The following is a 13316-nucleotide window of genomic DNA, read 5'->3' on the forward strand; positions in this document are numbered from 1 at the left end:
TCGCTCTTTGTCGATCACGGCAGCGCCTGCTATTTTTTATTGATAAGTCTCACAATCCTCAGGGTGTATTTTGTCCGCTAGAGCGTCTTATCACTTGCTGTTATCGCTACTCGTCTTTTGCCTGGGTTTTACAATGACGCTGTCCCTATGGTCGCGCATTGATATCGAAACCAGCGAAAGACGGCAATACGCCCTGGATTACCAAGCCGAGTTTCTCAGCAAACGCATTACCCGCCAGTTTCTGGAGCAAGTGCGCGCGCTTAAGCGTCTTGCCGCCTACTGGGACAATAATGGCGGCTTCAGTAAGGACACCTGGCGTAAAAACGCTGAAACGTTGCATAAGGATTTCCCTAATTTCAAAGCCATTGAATGGACTGACAAAAACTACGTTATCCAGTGGATCGAGCCGATGGCTGGCAATGAACAGGCTCTCGGCTTCAACGTGGCCTTCAACGAGAGCCGGCGTCGGGCCCTGGACGCCGCCCGCGCGCAAGGCGACATCAACTCCACGCCAGTGATTACCCTGCAACAAGGCGGCCAAGGTGTGGTCGTATACGCTCCCATTAGCAAAGGGGAAGACTTTCAAGGGTTTATCGTCGGCGTTTTTCTGGTGGAGCAGTTGCTGGGCAGCCTCATCTCGCCACAGGAAGAAAATCACTTTCATGTACGCGTGTATGAGGAAGACAAACTGATATTCAGCAACAGCTCAGCTGACGTCAGTCCCGACATCAGCGCATCGGCCGACTGGAGGCCCCTGCAGCTTTCCTGGCGTCTGAGCGTACAACCAAAATCCGACTGGCTGCACAATTACTCATCCCCCCTTCCCGCCTTCGTCATGAGCGCAGGGTCTATTTCCTCAGCGCTGCTGGCCTGGGTATGCTTTCTAGCCATGTCTCTGGGCCGTCAACGCCGTTCGTTACTCAGCGCCAACGAGTCCCTGCAAAGTGAAATCGCCAATCGACAGGAAGTGGAGCAAACCCTGTCCCACGTCATCACCCATGACGCATTAACTGGATTACCCAATCGATCGTTTTTTCAGGAAGACCTGGCTCAAGCCCTACTTCGCGCCCAACGCGCCAACCGATATCTCGCCGTCATGCTGGTCGATCTGGATCAGTTCAAGAAAATCAATGATACCCTCACTCACAATGCCGGCGACCAACTCGTAGTAGCGCTGACCAAGCGCTTCAACACATTGCTGGAAAGTGAGATCAGCATCGCCCGCGCCGGCGGCGATGAATTCATGATGCTGCTGGAGAACCCCGAATCCGTGGATGAGGTGATCGCAATCGCCAATCGCATTATGGCCTGTATGAAACAGCCCTTTACGCTAAACGATGAAGAGGTCTTTATCACCTGCAGTATCGGCATCGCCGTCTACCCAGAAGGCGGCGTCAGCGCCGAAGATTTGATCCGCAACGCCGACGCCGCGCTCTACCGGGCGAAAGCGGCGGGACGCAACGGCTATCACTTCTACACTACGGGCATGCATGCGGAAGCGCTTAAAAGACTGGAACTGGACCGCTGGTTACGCGAAGCGATAGAGCGCAACGAACTCAGTCTCGCGTATCAACCGAAAGTGAACCTGAAGACACGCGACTACACTGGAGCCGAAGCACTGCTGCGCTGGTATCGTCCGGAACAGGGTTTTATCTCACCGGCGGAATTTATTCCTCTGGCTGAAGAAACCGGCTTAATCAAGGAATTGGGTATGTGGGTAGTGCGCCGAGCCTGTCAGCAGTTATCGGAATGGCGAGGCACCCCGTTGGGTCATATCCGGCTCGCAATCAATTTATCCGCCATCCAATTGGAAGACAAAGATCTGGTCCACAAGATCGACGACCTCCTGCGGGAATTCGACGTCCCACCGAGGCAATTGGAGTTCGAACTGACAGAGGAGGTTTTCATCCAGAATATCGAGTCCAACATGGCCCACCTCAACGAGCTGATCAAGATGGGCTTCCGACTATCCATCGACGACTTTGGCGTTGGTTACTCCTCCCTCGCCTACCTCAAGCACTTCCCCATCTCTTGCATCAAAATCGACCGTAGCTTTGTGTCGCAACTGGAAACAAATGCGGATGATCGGGTCATCATTAACGCAGTCATCGCCATGGCGCACAACCTTAATCTGAGCGTCGTGGCGGAAGGCGTGGAAACAGAAGCGCAAGCCGCCTATCTGCAAAAACAGGGTTGCGATGAAGCTCAGGGATACCTGTTCGCCAAACCCTTGCCCCCGGATCAGCTGTACAAACTGGCCACGTCGCTGAGAAACGGGACCAGCCTGCAGCAGGGATAGCGGCTTTATTTAGCCGGCTCTACGTAAACCACCGGCTGTTCACCGCTGTTATCCAAGTAAAAGCTGTACACACCAGTTTCAGGCGGATTGAATTTGAAGTTTTCAAATACGGACGAGCAATTGGCCTTGGACTTCTTACCAAACTCCAGCATTTGGTCTTCCTGGGACAGGAAGCCGCAGTTGGTTCCTGCGCTCCAGGCTGCGTCGCCAAATTTCAGTTCATAGGGTTGCCCGTCCGCCTTCAGTTCCACACTGGCGACATAAAGATCCGGTCCGGCTTTTTTAACCTTGTATTCATCCAGCGCATCCCACCATGCAAACTGCCCTCGCAGGTACAGGGACTGGCTGAGATCACGCTTGCCGCCAGTAGAGGCGCAACCGGCCAGTAATAGGGTCGCGGCCAAAGCAGAAATAAGGATTGGCTTTTGCATTCTTGTTCTCCTGCAAAGTTGTTATTGGAAGAGTCGCAGTCAGGACTAAAATGCTCGGCGAAACAGGGCTAAGACGCATCATCTATAACGCCACATGAAGGGGCGTAGCGTCAGGAAGGAGAGGGAGTAGATTGAAGAAGCGCGCGAGGGTCTAGAGAAAGGGGCTGTGATCGATGCAGACGCCGCTTATAGCGGCGTCGCGGAAGCGTCCAGGGTTGTGGTCTTGTCGCCATCATCATTGACGACAACCACTGTGACCGTTTGTTCAGCGAAGGAAAACCCTTGGTCATTCAGCTCTGGATTGTCTTTGGGATTACAGCTGTACGCCAGGCGGTAGGCCCCGTTGTCCGGATTCCAGATAACCGCCTTATACATGCCATTTTCCGGATTCGCAGCGCTGGACAGCACGGCTGTCGCCACTGGATCCTTATCGTCACCGTCAATATCGTCCAGAACCGCATGGGCGCCGGCGAACATATATATCGCGCCAGCATACTGGCCGGAGTCGTCACAGTTGGCCGCCAGCAATTCAGGCGCAACATTCACGGTCAAAGAGCGTACGCTGTTCAAATCCACTGTTTTCAATACTGGCTTAAGTTTGAACTGACGGTTGTTCTCGATGATGGAGCGTCTCAAATCCAAATCAATCAGAAAACCTTTGGGCTGTCCGGCGCTTATCAAGAACTCTCGGTCAATTTTCAGGCCATCCAGATTATCTTCGGGAATGGCCAGCTCATAGCGAGAGCCATCCGCTAACTCAATGTAGGAGTCGAAAATACCGTCCAGACGAGCATTCACCATCAGTCGCAGCCATGAGTATGCGCCAATGCCCAGCTCACCCTGCAACAGGGAAATACGATTTCCCGCCAGGGATTCTGACAACAAATCTATACTGCGCGGCTCTGCATATTCGTAGACGGAACGACCGTTTGATTGAGACTGGATCTCCACGCCGGTAAATTCAATGACCACCTTGGTCGCTCCATCCACCGGCGCATCGGTGATTTCGAGAGAAAACGGAGCCTTGTCCGCAGCGCTTTCATCCTGTCCGCAACCGAACAGACTTAGCGCGCCGACAAGAAGCAAAAATTTAAGCACGAGTTTCAACATCGTCATTCTCCCCGCTCACACTCCGGAGAAACGAAACCGGCCCGATTTCTGGGTTCTTCCATAGAATCTATCTAACCTTTTCTGCAAAACATTCGCGTTTGCGGCGGAAAAAGCGCCGGATACCCTGGCGACCAATACTCAAACCTATCCTGCTTACACGCGAATCATCCAACAAGCGGCGTATTTAACCCCATGATTGATGAAATTACGACCATCCATATGGACTATTTGGACGATCGTACCGCCTACACTCTCCGGATGAGCATTAATAATGGCTTTTATTATCATGAGGTTATAAAAGTGGCGCGCTATAAATTCGTAATAAAGTCGCAGACTTCAACGCCATTCCGCAAAGCAACAATGACCTTGCAGATACATATTCATTTATATGTATATCGTTATTACATTTCGAGTGCAGGACGCACTTATTCCATTAAGACAAGGAAAATCAATAATGAAGGAAGGGCTATTTTTCACAGAGAGCGATAGCAACCGTCGCCTGGTTCGCTATCGCTTAGTAAAGTCCAACGCGACTATTGTTTCATAAACAGATAATGACCAACCTGCCACTCCGCTCCAGTGCGATAATTGAACAGCTCCGCACAGGCCATGAAGAACATGCGCCAGCGCTGGGTCCATAGGTCGGCTTGCTCTTCTCCATAGGCGTCAGTGAAGACTTTCCTTACTTTGACTTCGTTAGCGTCCAGGTTGGTTAGCCAGGCTTCCGCTGTCGCGCCATAGTGGCGACCGTCCAGCATCCATTGCTGCATCAGGCGCAGGTTCTGCTGGAAGTGCCCAAACGTGCCCGCCGCAGGCATCAGCCCTCCTGTGAAGAAATATCTGCCCATCCAATTATTGACGCCTTCCGTTTCAAAGGGATAGAGCAGGTTGCGATGACAGAATATATGCGCAAAGAACAAGCCCGCCGGCGTCAACCACTGGCTGATACGCTCAAATAACGCCTGGTAGTTACGCACATGCTCCAGCATTTCCACCGAGACGATGCGATCAAACGTTGTGGAAGGGCTAAATACATTCACATCGCAAGTCAGAATTTTAAGATTGCGTAAACCACGCAGCGCCGCCTGCTCCTCAATATAGCTACGCTGCGATGAAGAGTTGGACACACCAGTAATCTCCGCCTTGGGGAAGTTCTCCGCCAGCCACAGACTCAATGAGCCCCAACCGCACCCCAAATCCAGAATACGTTGTCCATCAGCCAACTGAGCCCGCTCCGCGTATAACGCCAGCATTGCCTCCTCCGCCGCGGCCAGGTCGCCAACCTCTTTCCCCCACCAGCATGCGCTGTATTTCAAGCGGGACCCCAGAACCAGGCGATAGAACTCAGCAGGCACTTCATAATGTTGTTCGTTCGCAGCCCGTGTCTCGATGGCGATAGGGCCGTTGAGAAAGCGGGCGATTCTCTCAAGCTCGCCGCCGCCCCGCTTGCGTTCCAGTACCAGACGTTCGCGACACAGTCGGCGAATACCGAAGCGAATCAGGGTGTCAGGCAACCAACCTTTTTCCGCCAGTTCGATCATACTCATGATTTTGGCCTCCAGGGTATAAACATGGGAGTACGGCGTTGATAATCCCGATAGTCCTCCCCCCGCGAACGCAACGCCTGTCGTTCGGTAAAAGGGATGCCGGTGACGAAATACAAGAAAACAAACATGAGCGCCGGCGCGCCCCAAAGCCAGAATCCCCAGGGAGATGCGAAGCCCAATAAGGGATAAGCGAACCAATGCAGCCATTCAAAAAAGTAATTGGGATGTCGCGAATAGCGCCATAAACCTTGCCGGCAGGTTTTACCCTGATTTTGCGGATCAGCTTTAAACGCCGCTAGCTGCCGATCCGCCAGGGTTTCACCAAACCAGGCGACGATGATCAGGAGGAGCGCCGCCGTATACAACGCCGCAGGCGGTTCCTGGGCCTGACTGATCACCCAGGCCGGCAGCGCGAACAACCATACCCAGAACGCCTGCATCATATACATCCCCAGAAATACACTCCGCCAGCGCTCCCCCGCCCACGCACGCAGCGCGGCGTAACGACCATCTTCCTCTGCTCCTGCGACCCTACCCGCCAGGTGCACCGATAACCGTCCGAACCAGACCAGATAAATCAACGCCACAGTCAGGCGTAGCGACGGATCGCCAGTTCCCACCAGGGCATGCAAGGCGCCGGTGACGCCCACGCCAACCGCCCACCAGACATCTACCCAGCCGGCATTGCGGCTCTGGGTTTGCCACAAATATCCCACTAAGAACACAGCCGCCAGACAGACTGGCGACCACCACAGCAGTATCAGATTCACAGCCATTGCTCGCGCCGACTGCCCGGTTTGGCGAACAGCATCTGCACGTTGGAGATCGCCCGCTCGCGGAAACCTCCCTCGCAATAGCAAAGATAAAACTCCCACATGCGAATGAAGCGTTCGTCAAACCCCTGCTCGCGGACTTGCGGAAGATTTCGCAAGAAGCGACTGCGCCATTCCTGCAAAGTAAGGGCGTAGCTTTCCCCGATATCCTCCAGATTAAACAGGCGCATGCCGGCATTGGCGGCGCTCTGTGTCAGCACTGACACACAAGGGATAAAGCTGCCGGGGAAGATGTAGCGCTTGATGAAGTCCACATGTCGTAGCGCTTTCTCGTAGCGGTTGTCGTCAATGGTGATGGCTTGAATCAGCCCCAGTCCATCATCCTTCAACAGACTACTGACTTGCCGGAAGTAGCCGTCCAGAAACTGATGGCCCACCGCTTCCACCATCTCAATGGAAACCAGCTTGTCGTAGCGGCCTTCTAATTTACGGTAATCCTGCAGCAGCACGGTCACCCGATCCTGCAGCCCGGCTTGCCGCACCTGCTCCGCTACAGCGGCGTGCTGCTCGACGGAAATGGTCGCCGTCGTCACCTTGCAGCCATATTCCCGGGCGGCGTACAAGGCCATGCCTCCCCAACCTGAGCCGATTTCAAGTAAGTGATCGCTCGGCGTTAACGCCAGCTTGCGGCAAATTCGCTCCAACTTGGCCATCGAGGCCTGCTCCAGCGTTTCCTCGCCGGTGACATATACCGCTGAGGAATACATCATGCTTTCATCCAGAAACAGGCGGAAGAAATCGTTACCGAGATCATAGTGCGCCGCAATATTTTTACGGGAGCCCTGCAGTGTATTACGGTTAAAGCTGTGCCAAAGCTTGCTCAAGGCGCCCGGCAAACGCGCCACGCCGGACTCCAACTGCTCCAATCGCGCACGATTGCGTAACAACAGGCGCACCAGCGCGGTCAGGTCTGGAGATGTCCAGGCGCCCGCCATCCAGGCTTCCGCCAGGCCGTTGACGCCCCCCGTCAAAGCGATGCGATAAAAATCGGGGTTTGCGACGTCAATTCTGGCGTGCATAGCGTCCGGCCCTGGCGCGCCGAAAACGCGACTTTCTCCATCGCCACGCAGCTCCAGTTGCCCGCCTTGTATACCTGAACACAAACGGTATAAGGCTTGTTTCCAGAAACGTTCAGGCAACAGTAAGGGTTTGCTGATCGCACTCGCCCACATAGTCATGTCTCCAGCTTTTTGAACCATCGAGGCTTAACGCCGTTTTAAACTGTTTCTTGATCCATCCGCTTTCTTTCCCCCTGCTCCTTTTTATTGGGATGAGGATAGAAAGGAACGCCTTTACGCCAAAGCGAGAACGCCTGCCGATAAATCGCCGCCGCCACCGTTAGACACATAAATGGAAATTTAAGCGGCGCGCGCCAGGCGCTGGCGGCAGTCAGGGGTTTCTTGACCAGGCCAAGACTGGCGTCAAACACCACCTCGCCGTTGTCCAATAAACGCATGTGCGTCCACACCCGCTGTTCGTCCAGACGAAATCGCCATTCATACTGCAGCGTCATCGGCATGAACGGCGATACATGAAACGCCTTATCAAAGCTGAAGGTGAGCGCCTGCCCCTGCAACCGTTGCGGCGTCAGCGGCAATACGTAGGAATGCCGTTCGTTCCAGGGCGTGTTGTTGATCTCCGCGACGATTGCGTACAACTCTTCCAGTTGGTTGAAACAGAAATAAAACGATACCGGGTTGAAGCAGAATCCCCATGAACGTAAATGAGTAAGCAGGCGAATAGCGCCAGACTGCAGCGTCACGCCGGCTTCCTGCAGACGTTCATACACCGCCTGCTTTAAGTCGGGAACTTCTCGACGCAGGTAGTCCGAACGCCGGTATTGCATCAAATTGAAGCCCCGACTGGACCAGAAAGGCAGAGTGTTAATTTCCTCTAACTCATCCAAATCCAGCCAAGTCATGCTGATGCGATACTCAAATCTATGAGCCGCTGGCGCATAGCGGCGATGCCGCACTTTACCTTCGCAGATTGCGCTATGCCGCAACGCCATATCGCCTCCGCTGGATCAGGGACACAACATCCAACGCGCTGCGCACGCCGTCTTCATGAAACCCCCAGCCCCAATAGGCCCCACAGAAATACGTATTACGACGGCCGTTGATTTCCTCGCGTCGCGCTTGGGCCGTCAGTGTTTCATGGGTGTAGACGGGGTGTGCATAGGTGCGGCGGGCGTATACTTTTTCTGGAGCGATCGGGAAGGTCGGATTCAAAGTCACAATCATGGGCGTCTCGCAAGTAAGGCCTTGCAGGGAGTTCATCCAATAGCTGACCGAGCAATGTTGCGTCGCCTGCCTCGGAATAAAAGCGTTCCAGCTCGCCCAGGCGGCGCGTTTCGACGGCATGGCGCGCGCGTCGGAATGCACCACCGCCAGATTCTCCTGATAGGGAATCGCGCCCAATACCTCACGCTCCGTGCGATCAGCATCTTTGAGTAAAGTCAGCGCTTGATCGCTGTGACAGGCGAAGACAACGGCGTCATATTTTTCAGCGCCATATCGCTCCGAGTGCACCATGACGGAGTCACCGCAACGGGACACCACAGCCACCGGACAAGAAAGGCGTACGCGTGGCCCAAGCACAGCCTGAATACGCTTCACATATTGCTGTGCCCCGCCCTGCACCACTTTCCACTGCGGCCGCCCGCGCAATTGCAGCATACGGTGGTTGTCCATGAAAGAGATGAAAAAACGAAACGGAAAAGACTCAATCATGCGCGCGGACGCAGACCACAAAGCGCAAGCCATGGGCACAATGTGGTTGTCAATGAACGCGCGACTGTATCCATCCTGACGCAGGAATTCGCCCAATGTCAGGTCCGCCTCCACTTCCAACGCACGCTCAGGCGCTTCTTTGTAGAAGCGCGCCAAATCTTTGAGCATCAAATAAAAATCCGGGCGCAACAGATTACGTTTCTGCGCCAGCAGCCGGCTCAGCCCCGCGGCCCCATACTCCATTCCCGTCGCTTCATTCACCGCGCTGAAACTCATGTCGCTGTCGCGCCACTGCACGCCTAACTCTCGCAACATGTCGCAGAATCTGGGGTAATTGCGTTCGTTAAACACAATGAAACCGGAGTCGACCGCCACATCCTGGCCATCCAGTCGCAGAGAGTGGGTATCGGTGTGGCCGCCGGGTCGAGCATTCGCCTCATACAGCGTCACATCATGATTTTTATGCAGGTAATAAGCCGCAGTAAGACCGGAAACGCCAGCGCCGATGATTGCAATATTCATCTGCGGCCTCCGTTCAACGACATGCCCGCCACTTCAGGTTTATGCGCCCACTTTTTATGCTCAGGGACATCTCTGAGATCCCAGATCAAGCCTAACGCAGCCATCAGTCGCAACAGGTAATAACTCAGATCAAACTCCCACCAAAAGAACCCCTGGCGCGCGCTGCCGGAGTAGTGATGATGGTTGTTATGCCAACCTTCCCCCAGGGTCAGCAGCGCCAGAATAAAATTATTGCGGGAATCGTCTCCCGTCTCATAGCGCCGCGCCCCCCAACGATGGGCGAGAGAGTTGATGGCCAGAGTCGCGTGAATCAGCGCTACAGTGGAAATAAAGTATCCCCACACCAACATTTGCCAGCCATTGGTCTGCAGATGCGGAGCCATGTGGGCAAGCCCCTCGCCCAAGCACCACATACCGACGCCAAAGGCCAAAGGCACGCACATATCAAATCGATCAAGCCAGCGTAATTCGGGATATTGACTGAAATCCTTCATCAAATTCAGCGGCGCCTTGAAGTGTTTCCCCCCAAGAAACCAGCCTGCATGACTGCGCCAAAAGCCGTGTCGGGGCGAATGCGGGTCCGCTTCAGTGTCAGAGGTGCGATGATGATGCCGATGGTGCGCCGCCCACCAGAGCGGCCCACGTTGGGTTGCGGAAGCTCCCAGAACAGCGAAGATAAATTGCACGGGCCGACTGGTGCGAAAGGACTTGTGAGCAAAATAACGATGATAAAACGCCGTGATGGCGAACATGCGCACCAGATAAGCCGCAACCGCCACCCACACCGCCACAGGGCTCCAGCCCACCCAAAGCGCCGCAAGGCAGGCCAAGTGAATGCCAACGAACGGCCAAACCCTGCGCCAGTCCACAGCGTCCCGACCCACATCTACCGACATTCCTTTGCGGTCATTATCAATCCAGCTCAATAACCTGCCCAAGCCTTGCATATTATAAACAGTCCTCAGTTGAGAGAGTCGCCGCCGTCATCGCCAATATCTTACGAACGAAGAAGCGGTTTGGTTTGCAGGCGGGATTTTATAACTGTCTTGGTCAGGCTCGGCGAGGCTTCAACTTCATCATCGCCGGCCATGGCAAAACTGAATCTCGTCCAGCGTCGTAAAGCTTAGCATCAAGTAAATGGAAACCTTTCAGGAAACGACGTTATGGCAATTCTTCGAAACAGCTTGTCCGCCGCCTTCGCAGGTTTACTGAGCGCCTGCTCCAGTTCAGGTCCGTTGACGCCCCATCAGGATTATTTGAAAGCTGCAGGCCCCGAAACCTTCTCTTCCACTGAGCAGGAACCGCGACTACAAGGCTTCGTAGCGCTCATGAATAATTTTACGCCAGACAATATCCCCACCGCCGTCAAGTGTGCATATGCGAAGTCGTTTTATTTCAATGATACCTTCCACAGCTTGCAGGAGCGGGAGGAACTTACACGCTACTTCGTTGCGATGGCGGAGAAAGCTTCCACATCAGTGCAATTTCTTGACTTTACATCGACAGGCGACGACATCCTGCTGCGCTGGACCATGACCTTAAAATTCAAGGTCTGGTGGAAGCAGGTCGAAGTCACCTCCATCGGCGTCTCTCATCTACGGTTCAATGCTCAAGGAGAGATCGTTCTGCATCAGGATTACTGGGACAGTGCAGAAGGTTTTTACTACCACCTTCCTCTGCTGGGAGGCGTCCTGCAGAAGATTCGCAGCGGCGTGGGGGCAAATCAGTGAAAATCTGTCTGCTGCTCATTCTGACGCTAACCGTCCCAAAGATATGGGCTTCAAACACGAATAGATTTCCTGCAACACAGCAGGTTGCTGACGCGACTTTACAACGCTGCGGCGTCGCCGAGTTAAAAGCCTATCGACTGTTCACGGTTGGCTCCGCCGCTCTCTACCGCGAAAACTGCGCTAAATCCTGGCGACAGGACACACAGGAAAGTCGCGTGATGCTGTTTCGCTATGAACGAAACATCCCCGCCCATGCCTTTACTGAAAGCGCGGAAACCTTGTTGCGCCGCAATCGCTCCTTGCCTGAAAACGACCGCGCCCTGCGCCAATTCCATTCCAGCTATCGCGATGTGAGTGATGGCGACCAGTATCGCCTGGAATATCAAGCCAACGATGGCCTGCGCCTGTTGCTCAACGACCTGGAACTGGCGCGGCTGCGGGAGGAACCGCTGGCGCATGCCTATTTCAATATCTGGCTAGGCCGACGCCCCTTTGATGAGGCGCTGAAACAGCGTTTACTCGGACTGGACTAACTTAACTACTTCCTCGGCGTATTCCGGACGCACCTGTCGCGTAGGAAACAGTGTTTCCAGGGACGTGGAAAAACTGCTGTCGTTAATAATGTGAGCATGATAGCGACGCAGTTCCCTGGGTTCGCGCACGCCGCAGGAGTGGGCGATGACGCCCACTTCATAGGCCATCTTCTTGGCGTAATTGGCGACGCGTACGGCTTTGTTGGCGGGGTCGAGGCCTTTCTGCAGCTCTGGATCATGGGTGGTGACCCCGGTCGGACAAGTATTCTTATTGCATTGCAACGCCTGAATGCACCCCAGGGCGAACATGTACCCTCGCGCGGAAACGATAAAGTCCGCCCCCATGCACAAGGCCCAGGCGACGCCGGAAGGCGTAATAAGCTTGCCGGAGCAAATGACTTTAATGCGATGCCGCAAGCCGTATTCCATCAGTTTATCCACCACCAGAGGCAGACTTTCTTTGATGGTCAGCCCTACATAGTCAATCAGGCTCTGCGGCGCGGCGCCGGTGCCTCCGTCTGCGCTATCAATGGTGATAAAATCCGGCGCATATTCAAGCCCGCGTTCATGAATACGTTTGAACAAGGTGTCGAGAAAGCCGTATGCGCCAATCACCGCTTTGAACCCCACAGGTTTCCCGGTGACTTCACGAATGTGGTGAATCATGTCCATCAGATCATCCACATTGCGGATTTCCGGATGGCCGTTGGGGCTGATAGAGGCTTTGCCCTCAGGAATACCCCGGATAGCAGCAATCTCTTCCGTCACTTTGCCGCCGGGAAGAATGCCGCCTTTACCAGGTTTGGCGCCCTGGCTCATCTTGACCTCAAACATTCTTACCTGTTCGTGTGACGCGATCTGCAACAGCTTCTCGTCGCTCAGCGCGCCGTCTTCGGTGCGGGCGCCATATTTAGCCGTGCCGATTTGAAACACCAGGTCGCAGCCGCCTTCCAAATGGTATTTGGTGAGACCGCCTTCGCCGGTATTCATCCACACGCCCGCTTCTTTGGCGCCATGTGACAACGCCAGGACCGCTGGACGGGAGATTGCCCCATAGCTCATGCCGGAGATATTGAAAATGGAGCTGGTGCTGTAGGGCGTGCGCGCGAAGCCCTCTCCCAAAGTGATCTCCTTTGGCGGCACCGCGTCTTCCTCCAGCGTAGGGAAAGGGCAGTTCAAGAATATTACTTCGCCTGCATGGGTAAGATTGCGGGTGGAGCCGAACGCCACCGTGTTATCCACATTTTTGGCGGAACGATAAACCCAGGCCCGCTCCGCGCGATTGAAAGGCAACTCTTCCCGGTCCATGGCGAAAAAATACTGCCGAAAGAACTCGCCAAGGTGCTCGAAAAAATAACGGAAACGTCCAATCACCGGAAAGTTGCGGCGGATCGCGTGCTTCTTCTGGGTGATATCGATGACGTAGGCGATCAACACCCAAACCACCAGTATGGCGACCACCGCCGCACCGAAAAAGGTGGCGATTTCAACCAAGGTAAAAGTCAGATTTCGGATTGCGTCGGGCATCGCAGCAGTCTCCCTATTTGGCGGGTTGCATAATTGCGCCTGATTTTAGCAG

Annotated in this window: 12 protein-coding genes; 3 read left to right on the top strand and 9 right to left on the bottom strand. The window is 54.4% G+C overall.

Annotation, left to right across the window (positions count from 1 at the left end; genetic code table 11):
* Positions 1-133 precede the first annotated feature (133 nt).
* Positions 134-2299, top strand: a complete 2166-nt coding sequence (locus tag O5O45_RS23760; RefSeq protein WP_305901803.1) for a bifunctional diguanylate cyclase/phosphodiesterase — start codon at positions 134-136, stop codon at positions 2297-2299.
* A gap of 5 nt (positions 2300-2304) precedes the next feature.
* Here the strand turns inward: O5O45_RS23760 and O5O45_RS23765 are convergent, their stop codons facing one another.
* The 8 genes from O5O45_RS23765 to O5O45_RS23800 all read right to left on the bottom strand — a co-directional run bounded on the left by O5O45_RS23765 (position 2305) and on the right by O5O45_RS23800 (position 10421).
* Positions 2305-2730, bottom strand: a complete 426-nt coding sequence (locus tag O5O45_RS23765; protein ID WP_305901804.1) for an early set domain-containing protein — start codon at positions 2728-2730, stop codon at positions 2305-2307.
* Between the two features lie 186 nt (positions 2731-2916).
* Positions 2917-3840 (bottom strand): DUF4382 domain-containing protein, encoded by a 924-nt coding sequence (locus O5O45_RS23770; RefSeq protein ID WP_305901805.1) that lies wholly within the window; start codon positions 3838-3840, stop codon positions 2917-2919.
* A 533-nt stretch (positions 3841-4373) separates the two neighbouring features.
* Positions 4374-5387, bottom strand: a complete 1014-nt coding sequence (locus O5O45_RS23775) for an SAM-dependent methyltransferase (protein ID WP_305901806.1) — start codon at positions 5385-5387, stop codon at positions 4374-4376.
* Positions 5384-6163, bottom strand: coding sequence for a DUF1295 domain-containing protein (locus O5O45_RS23780; protein ID WP_305901807.1), 780 nt, complete (start codon positions 6161-6163; stop codon positions 5384-5386). The genes O5O45_RS23775 and O5O45_RS23780 overlap by 4 nt, the downstream gene beginning before the upstream one ends.
* Positions 6154-7392 carry an SAM-dependent methyltransferase gene (locus tag O5O45_RS23785; protein ID WP_305901808.1) on the bottom strand — a complete coding sequence of 413 codons (1239 nt, stop codon included), beginning with the start codon at positions 7390-7392 and terminating at the stop codon, positions 6154-6156. The genes O5O45_RS23780 and O5O45_RS23785 overlap by 10 nt, the downstream gene beginning before the upstream one ends.
* Positions 7393-7436: 44 nt before the next feature.
* Positions 7437-8231: a DUF1365 domain-containing protein gene (locus O5O45_RS23790; RefSeq protein WP_305901809.1), complete on the bottom strand. Its 795-nt coding sequence runs from the start codon at positions 8229-8231 to the stop codon at positions 7437-7439.
* On the bottom strand, positions 8215-9474 hold the full coding sequence (locus tag O5O45_RS23795) for an NAD(P)/FAD-dependent oxidoreductase (RefSeq protein WP_305901810.1): 1260 nt from the start codon (positions 9472-9474) through the stop codon (positions 8215-8217). The genes O5O45_RS23790 and O5O45_RS23795 overlap by 17 nt, the downstream gene beginning before the upstream one ends.
* Entirely contained in the window at positions 9471-10421 is a 951-nt protein-coding gene (locus O5O45_RS23800; RefSeq protein ID WP_305901811.1) for an acyl-CoA desaturase, read from the bottom strand. The genes O5O45_RS23795 and O5O45_RS23800 overlap by 4 nt, the downstream gene beginning before the upstream one ends.
* A 216-nt stretch (positions 10422-10637) precedes the next feature.
* Between O5O45_RS23800 and O5O45_RS23805 the strand changes: the two genes are divergently transcribed.
* Together O5O45_RS23805 and O5O45_RS23810 are read left to right on the top strand one after the other, a co-directional pair.
* The gene (locus O5O45_RS23805) at positions 10638-11204 is read left to right on the top strand and encodes a nuclear transport factor 2 family protein (RefSeq protein WP_305901812.1); all 567 of its coding nucleotides are present in this window, start codon (positions 10638-10640) and stop codon (positions 11202-11204) included.
* A complete protein-coding gene (locus tag O5O45_RS23810) occupies positions 11201-11737 on the top strand; it encodes a chalcone isomerase family protein (protein WP_305901813.1) in 537 nt (178 codons plus the stop codon). Before O5O45_RS23805 ends, O5O45_RS23810 begins: the two co-directional genes overlap by 4 nt.
* Here the strand turns inward: O5O45_RS23810 and O5O45_RS23815 are convergent.
* Complete coding sequence (locus tag O5O45_RS23815; protein ID WP_305901814.1) at positions 11720-13264, bottom strand: FMN-binding glutamate synthase family protein; 1545 nt, start codon at positions 13262-13264, stop codon at positions 11720-11722. The two genes, O5O45_RS23810 and O5O45_RS23815, sit on opposite strands and share 18 nt — an antisense overlap.
* Between the last annotated feature and the right edge of the window lie 52 nt (positions 13265-13316).

This window comes from Hahella sp. HNIBRBA332 (assembly GCF_030719035.1).
GTDB lineage: Bacteria > Pseudomonadota > Gammaproteobacteria > Pseudomonadales > Oleiphilaceae > Hahella.